This is a genomic window from Pseudomonas sp. NPDC089408 (assembly GCF_044749445.1).
In the GTDB taxonomy this organism is placed as follows: Bacteria; Pseudomonadota; Gammaproteobacteria; order Pseudomonadales; family Pseudomonadaceae; genus Aquipseudomonas.
The window spans coordinates 397,683-416,844 of the sequence record NZ_JBIVHY010000001.1; the positions used below are offsets into that span (position 1 = coordinate 397,683).

At 61.7% G+C, this 19,162-nt stretch carries 13 protein-coding genes; 1 reads left to right on the top strand and 12 read right to left on the bottom strand.

Annotation, left to right across the window (positions count from 1 at the left end):
* Positions 1-66 precede the first annotated feature (66 nt).
* The 10 genes from ACIP02_RS01760 to ACIP02_RS01805 form a co-directional block, all read right to left on the bottom strand.
* Positions 67-3,120 (bottom strand): efflux RND transporter permease subunit, encoded by a 3,054-nt coding sequence (locus ACIP02_RS01760; protein ID WP_400612630.1) that lies wholly within the window; start codon positions 3,118-3,120, stop codon positions 67-69.
* Positions 3,117-4,184 carry an efflux RND transporter periplasmic adaptor subunit gene (locus tag ACIP02_RS01765; protein WP_400612632.1) on the bottom strand — a complete coding sequence of 356 codons (1,068 nt, stop codon included), beginning with the start codon at positions 4,182-4,184 and terminating at the stop codon, positions 3,117-3,119. The genes ACIP02_RS01760 and ACIP02_RS01765 overlap by 4 nt, the downstream gene beginning before the upstream one ends.
* Entirely contained in the window at positions 4,181-5,269 is a 1,089-nt protein-coding gene (locus tag ACIP02_RS01770; RefSeq protein WP_400612634.1) for an efflux RND transporter periplasmic adaptor subunit, read from the bottom strand. The genes ACIP02_RS01765 and ACIP02_RS01770 overlap by 4 nt, the downstream gene beginning before the upstream one ends.
* A gap of 709 nt (positions 5,270-5,978) precedes the next feature.
* The gene (locus tag ACIP02_RS01775) at positions 5,979-6,872 is read right to left on the bottom strand and encodes an ABC transporter permease subunit (protein ID WP_400612636.1); all 894 of its coding nucleotides are present in this window, start codon (positions 6,870-6,872) and stop codon (positions 5,979-5,981) included.
* A complete protein-coding gene (locus tag ACIP02_RS01780) occupies positions 6,869-7,789 on the bottom strand; it encodes an ABC transporter permease subunit (protein ID WP_201201200.1) in 921 nt (306 codons plus the stop codon). The genes ACIP02_RS01775 and ACIP02_RS01780 overlap by 4 nt, the downstream gene beginning before the upstream one ends.
* On the bottom strand, positions 7,786-8,928 hold the full coding sequence (potA, locus tag ACIP02_RS01785) for a polyamine ABC transporter ATP-binding protein (protein ID WP_400612638.1): 1,143 nt from the start codon (positions 8,926-8,928) through the stop codon (positions 7,786-7,788). The genes ACIP02_RS01780 and potA overlap by 4 nt, the downstream gene beginning before the upstream one ends.
* A gap of 72 nt (positions 8,929-9,000) precedes the next feature.
* Positions 9,001-10,095: a polyamine ABC transporter substrate-binding protein gene (locus ACIP02_RS01790; RefSeq protein WP_400612640.1), complete on the bottom strand. Its 1,095-nt coding sequence runs from the start codon at positions 10,093-10,095 to the stop codon at positions 9,001-9,003.
* Between the two features lie 157 nt (positions 10,096-10,252).
* A complete protein-coding gene (locus ACIP02_RS01795) occupies positions 10,253-11,350 on the bottom strand; it encodes a polyamine ABC transporter substrate-binding protein (protein WP_400612642.1) in 1,098 nt (365 codons plus the stop codon).
* A 168-nt stretch (positions 11,351-11,518) separates the two neighbouring features.
* Positions 11,519-12,880 (bottom strand): aspartate aminotransferase family protein, encoded by a 1,362-nt coding sequence (locus tag ACIP02_RS01800; protein ID WP_400612645.1) that lies wholly within the window; start codon positions 12,878-12,880, stop codon positions 11,519-11,521.
* A 48-nt stretch (positions 12,881-12,928) separates the two neighbouring features.
* Positions 12,929-14,287 carry a glutamine synthetase family protein gene (locus tag ACIP02_RS01805; protein ID WP_201201186.1) on the bottom strand — a complete coding sequence of 453 codons (1,359 nt, stop codon included), beginning with the start codon at positions 14,285-14,287 and terminating at the stop codon, positions 12,929-12,931.
* Between the two features lie 573 nt (positions 14,288-14,860).
* Between ACIP02_RS01805 and ACIP02_RS01810 the strand changes: the two genes are divergently transcribed.
* Complete coding sequence (locus tag ACIP02_RS01810; RefSeq protein WP_400612647.1) at positions 14,861-16,237, top strand: glutamine synthetase family protein; 1,377 nt, start codon at positions 14,861-14,863, stop codon at positions 16,235-16,237.
* 198 nt (positions 16,238-16,435) lie between these two features.
* Here the strand turns inward: ACIP02_RS01810 and argA are convergent, their stop codons facing one another.
* Both argA and argE read right to left on the bottom strand, forming a co-directional pair.
* A complete protein-coding gene (argA, locus tag ACIP02_RS01815) occupies positions 16,436-17,734 on the bottom strand; it encodes an amino-acid N-acetyltransferase (protein WP_391130569.1) in 1,299 nt (432 codons plus the stop codon).
* Between the two features lie 124 nt (positions 17,735-17,858).
* Positions 17,859-19,001, bottom strand: a complete 1,143-nt coding sequence (gene argE / locus ACIP02_RS01820; protein ID WP_400612650.1) for an acetylornithine deacetylase — start codon at positions 18,999-19,001, stop codon at positions 17,859-17,861.
* Positions 19,002-19,162: the final 161 nt, after the last annotated feature.

The following is a 19,162-nucleotide window of genomic DNA, read 5'->3' on the forward strand; positions in this document are numbered from 1 at the left end:
ATGCGATGGTGGACCTACCACCGCATTCGCGGGTAAACCCGCTCCTACAACGGGCCGTATTAGCCTTCAGGACTGTTTCTGAGGCTCGCGGATTTTGTACCAGGCCACATACAACGCTGGCAGGAACAGCAGCGTCAGCAGGGTGGCCACAATGATCCCGCCAATCATGGCGTAGGCCATCGGCCCCCAGAACACTTCGCGGGCAATCGGGATCATGCCCAGGCTGGCGGCTGCTGCCGTCAGCAGGATCGGCCGTCGGCGGTGGTTGGTAGCCTCTACCACCGCATCCCAAGGTGACAAACCCTGGGCTTCGAACTCGTCGATCTGGGTCACCAGGATCACCGAGTTACGAATGATGATGCCAGCCAGCGCGAGGATGCCAAGGATCGCCACGAAGCCCATCGGCGTACCCGTCGGTACCAGCGCCAACACCACGCCGATCAGCCCCAGCGGCGCCACGCTGACCACCAGGAACAGCTTCTGCACGCTGTGCAGCTGGATCATCAGGAAGGTCGCCATCAAGAACAGCATCAAAGGGATGACTGCCGCAATCGGGCCTTGGGCTTTGCTGCTTTCTTCCACCGTACCACCGGTCGCGACCTCGTAGCCCACCGGCAACTTACTGGCGAACTGGTCGATGTCAGGCTTGAGCTGGGCAACCAGGTCGGTAGGCTGGATCTCGCCGTTGACCGAGGCCTTGATGGTGATGGTCGGTTTGCGGTCGCGGCGCCACACCAGCGGCTGCTCCAGTTCATAGCGCACGGTGGCGAACGAGAGCAGCGGGATGGAGGTGCCGTTAGGGGTAAGGATCTGCAGGTTCTGCAAAGTGTCGGGCGAGCCGCGCTCGCTGTCCTCGGCGCGGGCGACCACATCCACCAGGTAGATATTGTCGTTCACCTCGGTAATCGGCACGCCGCTGACGATGCTGTTCATCACATTCGCCACGTCCTCGGAGGACAAGCCCAACTGCCGCGCCTTGTCCTGGGCGATCTCGATGCGCAGGACCTTGCCGGGCTCATTCCAGTCGTAGATCATTTCACCGATATTCGGGTTCTTGTCGAGCAAGGTGGCCAGTTCGATCGCATGCTTGCGCACCTGGTCGATATCCTTGCCGCTGACCCGGTATTGAATCGGTCGGCCTACCGGGGGGCCCATTTCCAGCGACTGGACGTTGGTGCCGATGCCGACGAAGTCTTCTTCAAGGCGCTTCTGCAGGCGAGCCATCAATTCACCACGCTCTTCCAGCCCCTTGCTCACGATCACGAACTGGGCGTAATAAGGGTTCTGTAGCTGCTGGTCGAGTGGCAGGTAGAAGCGGATCGCACCCTGCCCGATGTACGTGCTCCAGCTAACGATTTCGGGGTCGTCCTTGAACGTCGCTTCAAAACGGTCCACCACCTTTCGCGTTTCTTCGATGGAAGCGTTCTGCGGCAGGTTCAGGTCCACCAGGATTTCTGGCCGGTCGGACGATGGGAAAAACTGGTTCTGCACGAAACGCATGCAGAACACCGAGAGCACGAACAGCACGATGGTGCCGACGATGGTCAGCCAACGATGCCGCATGCACCACAGCAGCCCGCTTTCAAAGCCCCGGCCTACCCGGCCTGGCTCCTGTTCATGCGCCTTCATCTTCTTGCTGTCGAGAATATGCACGCCCAGCACCGGGGCGAAGAATACCGCGACCACCCAGGACACCAGCAGCGCGACCGCAATAACCGCAAACAGGGTGAAGGTGTATTCGCCTGCCGAACTGGCGTTCAGGCCGATCGGCACAAAGCCGGCCACAGTGACCAAGGTGCCGGTCAACATCGGAAACGCCGTGGAGGTATAGGCAAATGTGGCCGCTTGTTCTTTGCTTTCGCCCATCTCAAGGCGCGTGACCATGACCTCGACGGTGATCATGGCATCGTCCACCAGCAGCCCCAACGCGATGATCAGTGCGCCGAGGGAAATCCGCTGCATGGTGATGCCGCTGTATTCCATGAACACGAAGACCATGGCCAGCACCAGCGGAATCGAACAGGCCACCACCAGGCCGGCACGCACGCCCAGGCTGACAAAACTCACCGCCAGTACGATGATCACCGCCTCGAACAGCGCACTGGTGAAGCCGCCCACCGCCTTCTTCACCACCACTGCCTGGTCGGAGACGGTATGCACACCCACCCCGACCGGCAGCTCGTTGGTAACCTGGTCCATCTTTTCTTTGAGCGCTGCGCCAAACACCTGGATGTTGCCGCCGGCCTTCATGCCGATGGCCAGGCCGATAGCGGTCTGGCCGTTGTAGCGAAACATGGGTGCGGGCGGGTCGACATAACCCCGCTCGATATCGGCGATGTCGGCCAGGCGGAAGAACCGGTCGTTGATCCGCAGATTGACGCCCTGCAAGTCTTTCTCCGACGCGAACTGCCCGGTTGTACGCACCGAAATGCGTTCTGGCCCGGCCTCTATCACGCCCGCCGGGGTAACGGCGTTCTGCGCTTGCAGCGCCTGCATCACCTGGCGCTGGTCGATGCCCAGGGCGGCGAGCTTGCGTGTGGAAAAGTTCAGATAGAGCACTTCATCCTGCGTGCCAATCATCTCGATCTTGCCGATGTTGGGCACGTCCCGTACCTCGGCACGGGCCTGTTCGACATAGTCACGCAGCTGGCGCATGGTCAGGCCATCGGCGGTAAACGCATAGATCGAGCCGTATACGTCACCAAATTCGTCGTTGAACCCCGGCCCTTGAATGCCTGACGGAAATTCACCGCGGATGTCCTGGATCTTCTTGCGCACCTGGTACCAGATATCCGGGATGTCCTTGGCCTTGGTGGTGTCGCGCAGGTAGACGTATACCGTGGACTCCCCGGGGCGGGTGTAGCTCTTGGTGTAGTCGAGGGAGTCGAGTTCCTCGAGCTTCTTCTCGATGCGGTCGGTGACCTGGTACAGGGTCTCGTCCTGAGTCGCGCCGGGCCAGCGGGTCTGGATGACCATGGTCTTGATGGTGAACGACGGATCTTCTTCTCGGCCAAGGTTGAAGTACGAGAAAATCCCCATCAGCAAGCCTACGAACATCAGGTACCAGACGAACGATTGATGCTTGAGTGCCCATTCGGACAGGTTGAAGCTTCCTTTCATTGCGCATCCTCGTCGAAGATGACCTTCTGGCCAGGCTTGAGGCTGTTGACGCCGGCGGTGACCACACGCTCGCCGGGCTGCACGCCTGCGGTCAGCACGATGCTGTCGGCAGAGCGCTCGATCAAGGTCACGTCACGGGTGGCCACGGTTTGCTGCTGGGTGTCGATCACCCAGACTTGGGTCTTGCCATCGCGCTCGAGCAAGGCGCTGCGCGGCAGCTCACTGCGTGGCGTGACCTGCGAGCTCAGGGTCACACTGATCGCGGTTCCCAGGTGGAAGGCAGCCGGCGTGCTGGCCAAGGTCAGGCGGGCGCGCCGGGTACGCGTGGTGGCATCGGCTTGAGGCTCCAACTCGCGCAGGCTGGCGGTGGTGTTGATAGTGGGGTCGAGTTGCGAAGCGACGGTGAAGGTCAGGCCTTTATCCAACTGCTCGGCCAGGCCGATGGGCAGGTCGATGACCGCCTCCTTCACATCCGGACGCGCCAGGGTCACGACCGCCTGGCCGGCGGTGACAGTTTGCCCGGCTTCGGCCTGCCAGGCGGTGATTACCGCCGCGTGATCGCTGCGCAGCGTGCTGTAGTCGAGCTGGTCACGCGCCTGGCTGACCGACGAGCGCGCCTGCTCCAGGGCGGCGCTGGTGGTTTTCAGGTTGGTCTGGGCAATGTCCAGCTGGGCCTGGGCACCTACGCCGCGGTCGTACAGCTGTTGCTGACGGCGGGCGTCGGCCTGGGCATTGATCCACTGCGCCTGGACCCGTGCCAGGTCGCCCTCGGCGGCGCGCAGCTGGTTCTGCTGGTCGGTCGGGTCCAGCGTGGCCAGGGTGTCACCCGGCTTGACCTGGGCACCAACGTCCAGCCAGCGCCGGGCGATGCGCCCGGAAACCCGAAAACCCAGGGTGCTTTCGAAGCGCGCCTGGACAGTGCCAGCGAAGCGCCCCAGCTGTGACTGTACCTGCGGTTCCACCTTGACCGAGAGCACCGGCCGCACCGGTGGCGGGGCTTCTTCATCACTACTGCAGCCGGCCAATAGCACGCCGGCCGACACCATCAGCAGCAGGCGTTTCATAGCTCACCCCCTTTGGCCTTGGCATCGATCTTCTGCACCTGCATGCCGGGGTGCAGTAGCTGGCCGCCGTTGACCACCACGGTCTCACCACTCTTCAGGCCGCTGGCAACCACGATCTTGCCGGTCAGGTAACGGCTGACCTCGACCTTGCGCAGTTCCACCTTGTCGCCCTCGCCTACTACCCACACGGCGGGTTCATGCAGGGCCTTGGTCAACGCCGACCATGGCAGCTCGACGCTGGGCCGGCCCTGGGCGTTGGTGGTGGCGGTGACAGGTGCGCCCAGCTGCATGCCCGCTGGCACGTCCTTGAGGCCTACCTTGACCTGCACCGTGCCGCTTTGCGCCGACACGGTGGGGGTGATTTCACGCACGAAGCCACGGGCCTGGACCTTGGGATCGTCCAGCAGGCTGACGATGACGCCAGCATCGCTGGGCGGTGCAACCAACAGCGATTCGTAGACATTGAACACGGCATCACGGTCGCCATCGGTGGCCAGGCTGAAGATGGGCATGGTCGCCTGCACCACTTGGCCGACTTCGGCCTGGCGCTCGGTAATGACCCCCGCCGCCTCGGAAACCAATGCCGTGTAGCTGAGCTGTTCGTTGGCATTGGCCAGCTGCGCCTGGGCGGCCTTGAGTGCGCTCTGGTTGCTGCGCAATGCGGCTTCGGCGGCGTCGTATTCGCTCTGGCTGGTGTAGCCCTTGGGCAGCAGTTTCTGCTGACGCACGAAGGCGGCGCTGGTCTGGGTAACCCGCGCCTGCGCAGCGAAGACTTCGGCCTTGGCCGAGTCGACGTTGTTTTGCAGGTCTTTCGGGTCCAGGCGCGCCAGCACCTGGTTGGCCTTGACGTGGTCGCCGACATCGACGCTGCGCGAAATGATCTTGCCGCCGACGCGGAACGACAGGTCGGTCTGCACCCGCGCCTGCACGTCGCCGGTCAGGGTGACCCTGGCTGCGAAATCGGTGGATGCCACCTGCTGCACGCCTACGCGGGGCAGGGTTTCGGTGGTTTCTTCCTTGCTACAGCCTGACAAAAGAGGCACCAGCCCCAGGCAAATGACCAACAGTGGACGCATCAACGACATGCAGGCTCCTTGCTTGCGCGCAAATGATTCGTGGGATGCGACTGTTAGCGTAGATCAGGGTTCGATAAACATCACTGACGGGGGACAGTTCGGCATTTTCGGCGCGTGCGCGGGCCCTTTCGTGGGTGAACCCATCTGGTCGGTTAACGCGTTCAACTGTAGGAGCGGCCTTGTGTCGCGAAAGGGCTGCGAAGCAGCCCTGGCAATTTGTGCATCTGCGCTGAAACTCTGGGGCCCCTTCGCGGCCCTTTCGCGACACAAGGCCGCTCCTACAAAAAACGTGATCGCGTCATGGCTGCCAAGTGTTCGGCAGCACATTTGCAGCGCCTGCAGATGTTCGTCGAAGTATTTTTGGCGTCTGTGAGATCGAGCGCCGCCCGCGCGGCGCTTCGCGGCTAAAGCCGCTCCTACGTTTGTTTCGGGCCAGTATCGCCTGTGCTAGACGCGCGCGACCGCCTTGTTTGTACGACGCGATATCGAGGCATGCGCCAAGGCGTTCGCGCACAAATCCCACAGGAATAACTGGCCCGAAACAAACGTAGGAGCGGCCTTAGCCGCGAAGCGCCGCGCGGGCGGCGCTCGATCTCACAGGCGCTAAAGATGTTGTGGCAAGCACATATCAGCCCACACACAATCGCAAGACAAGCCCATTGGGCCTTGATGACCAGGCACCCCACAGGACCGAAGGCCCCGCAAGGTGCCAATAAGATCAGGCCGACGCAGCCACCTGCGCCGGGCGCTTGACCTGTGGCTGCGAGGCATTCGCCGCAGCCCCCTCTTCGATCGCCTGCTGAATCGCCTTGCGGCGAAGCTCTTCGGCACGGCGGCTGAAGAACCAGACGAAGAAGGTCACCAGCGACACCGACAGCAGGATCAAACTGGCCACGGCGTTGATCTCCGGTTTCACACCCAACCGTACCGCCGAGAACACTTCCATCGGCAAGGTGGTCGAGCCCGGGCCGGAGACGAAGCTGGCCAGTACCAGGTCATCCAGCGACAGGGCAAACGACATCATGCCGCCCGCCGCCAGCGATGGCGCGATCATCGGGATGGTGATCAGGAAGAACACCTTCCACGGCTTGGCACCCAGGTCCATCGCCGCTTCCTCGACCGACAGGTCCAGTTCACGCAGGCGGGCCGACACCACCACCGCCACATACGCAGCACAGAAGGTGGTGTGGGCGATCCAGATGGTGACGATGCCGCGTTCCTGCGGCCAGCCGATCATCTGCGCCATGGCCACGAACAGCAGCAACAGCGACAGACCGGTGATCACCTCGGGCATTACCAGCGGCGCGGTGACCAGGCCACCGAACAGCGTGCGGCCCTTGAAGCGGGTGACCCGGGTCAGCACGAAGGCCGCCAGGGTACCCAGCGCCACCGCTGCCACCGCCGTGTAACAGGCGATTTCCAGCGAGCGCATCACCGAACCCATCAGCTGGGTGTTGTCGAGCAGGCCGACGTACCATTTGATCGACCAGCCGCCCCACACCGTCACCAGCTTCGAGGCGTTGAACGAGTAGATCACCAGGATCAGCATCGGCAGGTAGATGAACAGCAAGCCGAGCACCAGCATCAGCTTGGAGAAACTGAAGCGTTTCATGCGCGGCCCTCCATCTCTTTGGCCTGGCTGCGGTTGAACAGCAGGATCGGCACGATCAGGATCGCCAGCATCACTACCGCCAGCGCAGATGCCACCGGCCAGTCACGGTTGTTGAAGAACTCTTGCCACAGCACTTTACCGATCATCAGGGTTTCCGGGCCGCCGAGCAGTTCCGGGATCACGAACTCGCCCACCACCGGGATGAACACCAGCATGCAGCCGGCGATGATGCCGTTTTTCGACAGCGGCACGGTAATCTTCCAGAAGCTGTTGAAGGTGCTCGAACCCAGGTCAGAAGCAGCCTCCAGCAACGCCGGGTCATGCTTCACCAGGTTGGCGAACAGCGGCAGGATCATAAACGGCAGGTACGAATAGACCACGCCGATGTACACCGCCAGGTTAGTGTTGAGGATCTGCAGCGGCTGGTCGATCAGCCCGGTCCACATCAGGAAACCATTGAGCAGGCCGTTATTGCTGAGGATGCCCATCCAGGCATAGACGCGGATCAGGATCGCGGTCCAGGTCGGCATCATGATCAACAGCAGCAGGACCGTCTGGGTTTCCTTCTTGGCGTTGGCGATGGCGTAGGCCATCGGGAAGCCGATCAGCAGGCACAGCAGGGTGCTGAAGAAGGCCATCTTCAACGAACCCAGGTAGGCCGAGAGGTACAACTCATCCTCGGTCAGCAGGCCGTAGTTGGCCAGGTTGAGTACCAGCTGGATCTTGTCTTCGACGTAGCTGTAGATCTCGGTATACGGCGGGATCGCCACGTCGGCTTCGGCAAAGCTGATCTTCAGCACGATGAAGAACGGCAGCATGAAGAACAGGAACAGCCAGATGAACGGCACGCCGATCACCACGTGCCGCCCCTGCGGGGTCAGGCGCTGGAAGGCTCGCTTGAGCTTGCGCAGTTTCATGACCGCAGTACCACGCCGCTGTCGTCTTCCCACCACACGTACACTTCATCGCCCCAGGTCGGACGGGTGCCCTGGCGTTCGGCGTTGGCCACGAACGACTGTACGATCTTGCCGCTCGGCAGCTCGACGTAGAACACCGAGTGGCCGCCCAGGTAGGCGATGTCGTGGACCTTGCCGCGCGACCAGTTGTGCTCGAAGTCCGGCTGCTGGGTGGTCACCAGCATCTTCTCGGGGCGCAGCGCGTAGGTGATGTGCTTGTCCTCGACCGAGGTAGAAACCCCGTGGCCGACGTAGATCTTGCGCTCCAGTTCAGGCGAGGCGATCAGTGCGTGGCCCTCGGCGTCATCGATGACCTCGGCGTCGAACAAATTGACGTTACCGATGAACTCGCACACCAGCCGGCTGGTAGGCGTCTCGTAGATATCCACCGGCGAACCGATCTGGGCGATCCAGCCCAGGTGCATGATGGCGATGCGCTGGGCCATGGTCATGGCCTCTTCCTGGTCGTGGGTCACCATCACGCAGGTCACACCCACGCGCTCGATGATCTCGACCAGTTCCAGCTGCATCTGCGAACGCAGTTTCTTGTCCAGCGCGCCCATCGGCTCGTCGAGCAGCAGCAGCTTGGGGCGCTTGGCCAACGAGCGGGCCAGGGCCACACGCTGACGCTGGCCACCGGACAGCTGGTGCGGCTTGCGCTTGGCGTACTGGGTCATGTGCACCAGCTTGAGCATTTCGGCCACGCGGGCGTCGATCTCGGCCTTGGGCATCTTGTCCTGCTGCAGGCCGAAGGCGATGTTCTGCGCCACGGTCATGTGCGGGAACAGCGCGTAGGACTGGAACATCATGTTGATCGGCCGCTCGTAGGGCGGCATGTCGGTGATGTCGACGCCATCGAGGAAGATCCGCCCTTCGGTCGGGCGCTCGAAGCCGGCCAGCATGCGCAGCAAGGTGGACTTGCCGGAGCCGGAACCACCCAGCAGGGCGAAAATTTCGCCCTTGCGGATTTCCAGGGACACATCGTCCACGGCTATGGTTTCGTCGAATTTTTTCGTGACCCGGTCGATCTTGACCAGCACCTGCTTGGGTTGCTGGCCACCCTCGAGGGCTTTTTTATAGGCGCCGGAGGCAACTGCCATGAGTGAAACTCCCAACAAGATTTTTGTGCCCGCGCGGCCTGGTCTGCAGGTGCCGCAGCGGGTCTGGATTTTTTACTTGCCCGACTTGACCTTGGTCCAGCTGCGGGTCATCAGCCGTTGCACCTTGGGTGGCAACTCTGAGTTCACGAACATCTTGTCCAGCACTTCCTGCGGTGGGTAAACCGCGGCGTCAGTCCTCACGGCCTGGTCCATCAGGTCGCCAGCCTTGGGGTTCGGGTTGGCGTAACCGACGTAATCACTGACCTGGGCGATAACCTCAGGTTTCAGCAAATAGTTGATGAAGGCATGCGCCTCTTTGACGTTCTTGGCGTCCTTGGGAATCGCCAGCACGTCGAACCAGAGGTTGCCGCCTTCCTTGGGAATGGCGTAGGCCAGGTTCACGCCCTTCTTCGCTTCTTCAGCGCGGGCCTTGGCCTGGAACACATCACCCGAGAAACCTGCCGCGACGCAGATGTCGCCGTTGGCCAGGTCGGTGATGTACTTGGACGAATGGAAATAGGTCACGTAAGGGCGCACGGCCAGCAGCTTCTGCTCGGCCTTGGCGTAATCCTTGGGGTTGGTGCTGTTGGGGTCGAGGCCCATGTAGTTGAGCACCGCCGGGAGCATTTCGTCCGCCGAGTCGAGGAAGGCCACACCACACGTGGAGAGCTTCTTCATGTTCTCGGGTTCGAACAGCACGGCCCACGAGTCGATGGTGTCCACGCCCAGCGCGGCTTTCACCTTGTCGACGTTGTAACCGATGCCGTTGGTGCCCCACAGGTAAGGCACCGCGTACTGGTTACCGGGGTCGTTCTTTTCCAGGCGCTTCATCAACGCCGGGTCGAGGTTGGAATAGTTGGGCAGCAGGTTCTTGTCGAGCTTCTGGAACGCGCCCGCCTTGATCTGCTTGCCGAGAAAATGGTTGGACGGCACTACCACGTCATAGCCGGTGTTACCGGCCAGCAGCTTGCCTTCCAGGGTTTCGTTGGAGTCGAACACGTCCTGCACGGGTTTGATGCCGGTGGCTTTCTCGAAGTCCGCGAGCGTGGTCGGGCCGATGTAATCGGACCAGTTATAGAAGTGCACCGTTGGCGCCGCTTGGACGCTGCATGCCAGCGTCAGGCCCGCGCCAGCCAGCAAGGCCTTGCGGAATACAGAAATAGACAAGTGGGTGGTCCTCACAATCAGTGCCTGGGTCGCGACAATGCTGCCGCACACGCAAAACCGGCGCGCAACTTACCTTCGCAGCTTCGATGCCGCAATCATCAATTGCCTTTCACTGGCTCTGGGCCGGAAATCCCGGCCCAGAGGTGCCGCATCGGGGTTATTTGCCCGACTTGATCTTGGTCCAGCTGCGGGTGATCACACGCTGTACCGAAGCATCAGGCGCAGCGATCGCGTACAGCTGCTTCTTCACGTCGGCAGGCGGGTAGATGCTCGGGTCGCTGGTGATGTCTTTGTCGACCAACGGGGTCGCGGCCTCGTTACCGTTCGGGAAGCGTACGGCGTTGGTGATTTCAGCCATGATTTCCGGCTGCATGAGGAAGTTCATGAACTGGTAGGCAGCGTCTTTATGCTCGGCATCCTTAGGGATGGCGACCATGTCGTAGAAGGTACCGGCACCCTCTTTCGGAATGACATAGTCCACTTTGACCTTGTCGCCGGCTTCGTGGGCACGAGCCTTGGACTGCTCCAGGTCACCCGAGTAACCGACGGCCACGCAGATGTTGCCGTTGGCCATGTCGCCGATGTACTTGGACGAGTGGAAGTAGGTGATCGAAGGGCGAATCTTGAGGAACAGGTCCTCGGCGGCCTTCAGGTCTTCTTTCTTGGTGCTGTTGCTTGGCAGGCCCAGGTAGTGCAGCGCAGCCGGCAGCATTTCGGTCGGGGCATCCAGGAAGCTCACGCCGCAGCTCTTGAGCTTGGCGATGTTCTCAGGCTTGAACACGGCGTCCCACGAGTCAATGTGGTCCACGCCCAGCGCGGCCTTGACCTTCTCCGGGTTGTAGCCGATGCCGATCGAGCCCCACATGTACGGGAAGGCGTGCTTGTTGCCGTTGTCGCTGGCATCGCCGACGGCCTTGAGCAGGTCCGGGTCGAGGTTTTTCCAGTTCGGCAGCTTGGAGCGGTCCAGTTCTTCGTACACGCCAGCCTTGATCTGCTTGGCCAGGAAGTTGTTGGACGGCACGACGATGTCGTAACCCGATTTGCCGGCCAGCAGCTTGGCTTCGAGGGTTTCGTTGCTGTCGAAGACGTCGTACTTGACCTTGATACCGGTCTGCTTCTCGAACTTGGCGATGGTGTCCGGAGCGATGTAGTCCGACCAGTTGTAGACGTTCAACACTTTGTCTTCAGCCTGAACAGCGGAGGCCATGGCACCCATCAGGGCGGCGGCCAGCAACGTCTTGCCCATTTTATTCATGCGTAATGCTCCAGAATTTTTATTTAGCAACTGTCCAGCAGCCAGGACCCACGGTGCAGAGCGCGCGGCGACTGAATCAGTCGCTAGTCTGGCAAGTTACAAGGCCCTGTATCAAGGAAAGCAGGGCCTTGTAACGACTTAATGTCACATCGCTAGCCTAGCAGGTGCTCAGTTGATCGCCTCAAGGGTCAAATCGAGGCATTTGCGCGCCTTTTCCACCAGCTCGTCGATCTCCGCATGGCTGATCACCAACGGCGGCGCGATGATCATGGTGTCCCCTACCGCGCGCATGATCAGGCCGTTTTCAAAGCAGAAGTTACGGCAGATCATGCCCACGCCTTTGCCTTCGTAACGGCTGCGGGAGGCCTTGTCCTTGACCAGCTCGATCGCGCCGAGCAGGCCCAGGCCGCGTACCTCGCCCACCAGCGGGTGGTCCTGCAGCTCACGCAAACGCTTTTGCAAATACGGTGCCGCTTCGGTGCGCGCCTTCTCGACAATTTTCTCGTCGCGAAGGATGCGCAGGTTTTCCAGGCCCACGGCGGCCGCCACCGGGTGCCCGGAGTAGGTGAAGCCGTGGTTGAAGTCGCCGCCTTCGCTGATCACCTTGGCCACGGTGTCACGCACGATCACACCGCCCATGGGGATGTAACCGGAGGTCAGGCCCTTGGCGATGGTCATCAGGTCAGGCTTGAGGCCGTAGTAGTCGGCACCGAACCACTCGCCGGTACGGCCGAAACCGCAGATCACTTCGTCGGCGACGAACAGGATGTCGTACTTGGCGAGGATCTCCTTCACCTTCGGCCAGTAGGTCTCCGGCGGGATGATCACGCCGCCGGCGCCCTGGATCGGCTCGGCGATGAAGGCGGCGACGTTGTCTTCGCCGACTTCGAGGATTTTCTTTTCCAACTGCTCGGCCGCCCAGACACCGAATTCATCCGGGGTCATGTCGCCGCCTTCGCCGAACCAGTACGGCTGCGGGATATGCACGATGCCCGGGATCGGCAGGCCGCCCTGCTCGTGCATGCCGCTCATGCCGCCCAGGCTGGCGCCGGCGACGGTGGAGCCGTGGTAGCCGTTGATACGGCCGATGATGGTCTGCTTCTGTGGTTTGCCTTTCAGCGCCCAGTAGTGGCGGACCATGCGCAGCACGGTGTCGTTGCCTTCAGAGCCGGAGCCGGTGAAGAACACATGGGTCATGCCTTCCGGCGCCACGTCGGTGATCGCCTTGGCCAGTTCCAGTGCAGGTGGGTGGGCGGTCTGGAAGAACAGGTTGTAGTACGGCAGCTCGCGCATCTGCTTCTCGGCCGCCTGCACCAGTTCCTCGCGGCCATAGCCGACCGCCACGCACCACAGGCCAGCCATGCCATCGAGAATCTTGTGCCCCTCGCTATCCCACAAATGCACACCCTGGGCCTTGGTGATGATGCGCGGCCCCTTCTCCTTCAGTTGCTTGTAGTCACTGAAAGGTGCGAGGTGATGCTCCCCGCTCAGGGTTTGCCATTCACGGGTTTGCGGGTTGTTGACGCTCATGTGCTTCTCCGTTTTTCGACCGCCGCGCTCCTGCGGCACCAGGGTTTATCAGACAGCGAACAGCAGGAACTCACGCTCCCAGGAACTGATGACGCGTTTGAAGTTTTCGTGCTCGGCGCGCTTGGTGGCGACATATCCGGTAATGAATTTTTTGCCCAGGTACTGCACCAGCGCACGGCTGTTTTCCATGCGTTCCAGGGCGTCCTCGATGGTCAGAGGCAGGCGCAGGTTGCGCCGTTCGTAACCACGCCCCTGCACCGGTGCACTGGCCTCGATGCCTTCTACCATGCCGATGTAGCCACACAGCAGGCTGGCGGCAATGGCCAGGTACGGGTTGGCGTCGGCACCCGGCAGGCGGTTCTCCACCCGGCGGCTTTGCGGGCCGGCATCGGGTACGCGCAGGCCGACGGTGCGGTTTTCTTCGCCCCACTCCACGTTCACCGGCGCCGAGGTATCCGGCAGGAAGCGGCGGAACGAGTTGACGTTGGGGGCAAACAGCGGCAGCGCCTCGGGGATGAACTTCTGCAGGCCACCGATGTGGTGCAGGAACAGCTCGCTCATGCTGCCGTCGGCATTGCTGAAGATGTTCTTGCCGGTGGCCACGTCGACCACGCTCTGGTGCAGGTGCATGGCACTGCCCGGCTCGCCGGTCATCGGCTTGGCCATGAAGGTGGCGGCTACGTTGTGCTTGAGCGCTGCTTCACGCATGGTGCGTTTGAACACCAGGATCTGGTCGGCCAGGTGCAGGGCATCACCGTGACGGAAGTTGATTTCCATCTGCGCCGTGCCGTCTTCATGGATCAGCGTGTCGAGGTCCAGCTGCTGCAGTTCGCACCAGTCATAGACATCTTCGAACAGCGGGTCGAATTCGTTGGCCGCTTCGATCGAGAACGACTGGCGGCCGGTTTCCGGGCGGCCGGAGCGGCCTACTGGCGGCTGCAGCGGGAAGTCCGGGTCTTCGCTGCGCTTGGTCAGGTAGAACTCCATCTCGGGCGCGACGATCGGCTGCCAACCCTTGTCGGCGTATAGCTGCAGCACTTTCTTCAGCACGTTGCGCGGCGACAGTTCGACCGGGTTGCCCTTCTTGTCATAGGTGTCGTGAATCACCTGGGCGGTCGGCTCGATGGCCCACGGCACCAGGAACACGGCGTTCTCGTCGGGGCGGCAGATCATGTCGATGTCTGCCGGGTCGAGCAGTTCGTAATAGATGTCGTCGTCGACGTAGTCGCCGGTCACGGTCTGCAGCAGCACGCTCTCGGGCAGGCGCATGCCTTTTTCGGCAATGAACTTGTTGGTGGGCGAAATCTTGCCGCGCGTGATGCCGGTCAGGTCGCTGATCATGCATTCGACTTCGGTGATCTTGTGCTCTTTCAACCAATCGGTGAGCTGGTCGAGGTTGTTACTCATAAATACCTCAGGAGGTAAGGTGGTCCGCGACTTGATTCTGGATGGAGTAGATTGCTAAAGCAAAAACCCACGCGCAGGCGGACACTGGATACACTGGAAACAAGCGTGTCCGTATGAGTTGGTAGGGCAGGAAGACGAAATCAAGGGCGGTATGCCGCTACGAGGACGGGTCCGGGAACGCCAAACGTCAATTATTGCGGCCAGGGCGGCCATGCCATTGACGAAGCTTGCAAAAACGACGGAGGTACCCGATGGCGCTGCGCAGGCAGTGCTTTCAGGTCGCGGCAAGCGGACCATGTGACCCTCGTATTATTGTGTTCTGGGTTGAGACCGAGCTTAGCCTTGTTCATTTTTTTACACAACACCCGCGTAAAAAATAAAACACGGCAAGCTTGAGATAGCCCTTTACGCGGTAAATAGCGGATAATGGCACGCCCCGATATGCAGCAAATCTGCCGTAGATGTGCCATTTCAGGGCATCATGGGGTTGGCTTGACATCAGTATGGCTTTTCGATTGACTGGTCCTGCAAGCCCCCCTTGATTGATATTTTTAACAACAAAGGTGTTGCATCATGTCGGTACCCCCGCGTGCCGTTCAGCTTAACGAAGCGAACGCGTTCCTTAAGGAACATCCTGAGGTTCTCTACGTTGACCTTCTGATTGCAGATATGAATGGTGTGGTGCGTGGCAAGCGCATTGAGCGCACCAGCCTCCACAAGGTTTACGAGAAAGGCATCAACCTGCCGGCCTCCCTCTTCGCCCTGGACATCAACGGTTCTACCGTCGAAAGCACCGGGCTGGGTCTGGACATCGGCGATGCTGACCGCATCTGCTATCCAATCCCCGACACGCTCTGTAACGAGCCGTGGCAAAAACGCCCTACCGCCCAGCTGCTGATGACCATGCACGAGCTGGAAGGCGAGCCGTTCTTCGCTGACCCGCGTGAAGTGCTGCGCCAGGTGGTGAGCAAGTTCACCGATATGGGCCTGACCATCTGCGCCGCGTTCGAGCTTGAGTTCTACCTGATTGACCAGGAGAACGTGAATGGCCGTCCGCAGCCACCACGCTCGCCTATTTCGGGCAAGCGCCCGCAGTCGACCCAGGTATACCTGATCGACGACCTCGACGAATATGCCGACTGCCTGCAGGACATCCTCGAAGGCGCGAAGGAACAAGGCATCCCGGCCGACGCCATCGTCAAGGAAAGCGCCCCGGCGCAGTTCGAAGTCAACCTGCACCACGTGCCCGACCCGCTCAAGGCCTGCGACTACGCGGTACTGCTCAAGCGGTTGATCAAGAACATCGCCTACGACCATGAAATGGACACCACCTTCATGGCCAAGCCCTACCCGGGCCAGGCAGGCAACGGCCTGCATGTACACATTTCCGTGCTGGACAAAGATGGCAACAACATCTTCACCAGCGAGGATCCCGAGCAGAACGCCGCGCTACGTCACGCTGTCGGCGGTGTGCTCGAGACCCTGCCCGCGTCCATGGCGTTCCTCTGCCCGAACGTCAACTCGTACCGCCGCTTTGGCGCGCAGTTCTACGTACCGAATGCGCCAAGCTGGGGCCTGGACAACCGTACCGTGGCTCTGCGCGTGCCGACCGGCTCGGCCGATGCCGTGCGCATCGAACACCGCGTAGCCGGTGCCGACGCCAACCCGTACCTGATGATGGCTGCCGTGCTGGCTGGCGTGCACCATGGCCTGACCAACAAGATCGAACCAGGTGCGCCGATCGAAGGCAACTCGTACGAGCAACTGGAGCAGAGCCTGCCGAACAACCTGCGCGATGCCCTGCGCGAGCTGGACGACAGCGAAATCCTGAACAAGTACATCGATCCGAAGTACATCGACATCTTTGTCGCGTGCAAGGAGAGCGAGCTGGAGGAGTTCGAGCATTCAATCTCCGACCTCGAGTACAACTGGTACCTGCATACCGTGTAAACAAAAACGCCGCCCCTAAGGGCGGCGTTTTTCATTGGTTTCCAGGCAACTCGGTCTCCTGTAGGAGCGGCCTTGTGTCGCGATGGGGTGCGAAGCGCCCCCAGGATTTGTGCATCAAGCTGATGGTGCCGGGGCCGCTTTGCGGCCCGATCACGACACAAGGCCGCTCCTACAGAGGCCGCGCAACAAGCTGGTCCCTTACAGAGACTTCTCGAAAATCTTCGAATTACGCTGGTAGTTGTACAGCGAAGCCCGCGCCGCCGGCAGCCGCTCAACACCACTCGGCGCAAAACCACGCTCACGGAACCAGTGTGCAGTTCGCGTAGTAAGCACAAACAAGGTGTTCAGCCCCATCTGCCGCGCCCGGCTCTCGATGCGCTCCAGCAGCTCATCGCCACGCCCGCCATGGCGGTATTCCGGGTTCACCGCCAGGCACGCCAGCTCGCCGGCCTCGGAATCGGCAATCGGGTACAGCGCCGCACAGGCGATTATCATGCCTTCACGCTCGACCACGCTGAACTGCTCGATTTCCCGCTCCAGCACCTCGCGCGAACGACGCACCAGGATGCCTTGCTCTTCCAGCGGGCTGATCAGCTCCAGCAAGCCACCGACGTCCTCGATGGTCGCCTCGCGCACCACCTCGAACTGCTCTTGCGAGACCAGCGTACCGCCACCACCCCGGGTGAACAGCTCGGTCAGCAGCGCGCCGTCTTCGGCATAACTGACGATATGGCTGCGCGCCACACCGCCTTTGCAGGCCTCGGCGGCGGCATCCAGCAGTTCGCCCTGGTAATCGCTGCCCAGGCGCTGCAGGTGCGGGGCCACCTGCTGTGGGCGCAGTTCGCGCACCAGTTTGCCGTCGGCGTCCAGCAGGCCCGGCTCGGCGCCGAACAGCAGCAGCTTGTCGGCCCCCAATTCGATGGCGGCGCGGGTAGCGACGTCTTCGCAGGCCAGGTTGAAAATTTCCCCGGTGGGCGAATAGCCCAACGGCGACAGCAACACGATCGAGCGCTCATCGAGCAGGCGGCTGATGCCCTTGCGGTCGACCCGGCGCACTTCGCCGGTGTGGTGGTAGTCCACCCCTTCGAGCACGCCGATCGGCCGTGCGGTGACCAGGTTGCCAGACGCCACGCGCAGCCGCGAGCCCTGCATCGGCGAAGCGGCGATGTCCATCGACAGGCGCGCCTCGATGGCCAGGCGCAGGGCGCCGACAGCGTCGATCACGCAGTCCAGGGTGGCCGCATCGGTGATGCGCAGGCCATGGTGGTAGTGCGGGGTCAGGCCGCGATCGGCCAAGCGGCTTTCGATTTGCGGGCGCGAGCCATGCACCAGCACCAGGCGCACGCCCAGGCTGTGCAACAGCACCAGGTCGTGAACGATATTGCCGAAATTAGGGTGTTCTACGCCATCGCCAGGGAGCATGACCACGAAGGTGCAGTCGCGATGGGCATTGATGTACGGGGAGGCATGACGCAGCCAGTTGACGTAGTCGGGCATGACAGGGCCTGTGGATAAGTGGACGGAGAACGGCGATTCACGGGGCGTTCAGGATCATCGTCGGAACAGGCTTACGGTCACGCGCGGTCTCCTCTAGGCAGGAACGAATCAACTGGGTTGACGTTTAGTGCAGGCAATAGTGCCGGATCAGGTCACGCAATAGACGCACGGTAGGCTCGATTCGTGACATTTCAAGGTATTCGCCAGGCTGGTGGGCGCAGGCGATGTCGCCAGGGCCCAGCACGATGGTCTGGCAGCCCAGCTGCTGAAGATAAGGCGCTTCGGTGCCGAACGCCACCGCTTCGGCGCGATGGCCGGTCAGGCGTTCTGCCACCAGCACCAGCTCGGCGTCGGCGGCCTGCTCAAACGGCGGTACCTCGGGGAACAGCGGCGCGTAGTCGATGCGCACTTCATGGCGCTCGGCCACCGGCACCAGCTTTTCACGAATGGCCGCGCGCAGTTGCTCCACATCCATGCCCGGCAGCGGCCGCAGGTCGAACTCCAGGGCGCACTGGCCACAGATACGGTTGGGGTTGTCGCCACCGTGAATGCAGCCAAAGTTCATGGTTGGCGTCGGCACGGTGAATTGCGGGTTGCTGTAGGTTTGCTGCCATTGCTGGCGCAGGCCCATCAGCTCGCCCATCACCGCGTGCATGGCCTCCATGGCGCTGCGGCCCAGGTTTGGGTCCGACGAATGGCCGCTGCGCCCGAGGATATCGATGCGGTCCATGAGGATGCCCTTGTGCATGCGGATCGGCCGCAGCCCGGTCGGCTCGCCGATCACCGCCGCACGGCCCAGCGGCTGGCCGGCCTCGGCCAGGGCGCGGGCGCCGGACATGGAGCTTTCTTCGTCACAGGTGGCGAGGATCAACAGCGGCTGCTTGAAGTCGTGCTCCAGCAGCGGGATAACCGCTTCGATGACCAGGGCGAAGAACCCTTTCATGTCGCAGCTGCCCAGGCCGACCCAGCGGCCATCGGCCTCGGTCAGTTTTAGCGGGTCGCTGTGCCACAGCTGTTCGTCGTAGGGTACGGTGTCGCTATGCCCGGCCAGCACCAGGCCGCCAGGGCCGGTGCCACGGCTGGCCAGCAGGTTGAACTTGCCGGGCGTAACCTGCTGGATATCGCACTTGAAACCCACATCGCCCAGCCAGCCGGCGAGCAGGTCGATGACCTGCCGGTTGGACTGGTCCAGCGCAGGCTGGGTGCAACTGACCGAAGGCGCGGCGATCAAGGCGGCAAACTGGTCTTTCAGCGTCGGCAACGGCATGCGCGTACTCCTCGGAAGCGTTGCCCATCATAGCAATGCTGTCCCTTCTTGCGGCAAGCGATGCCGAGGGCCGCTTTGCGGCCCAATCGCGACACAAGGCCGCTCCTACATGAGAACGCGATCCCTTGTAGGAGCGGCCTTGTGTCGCGAAAGGGGTGCGA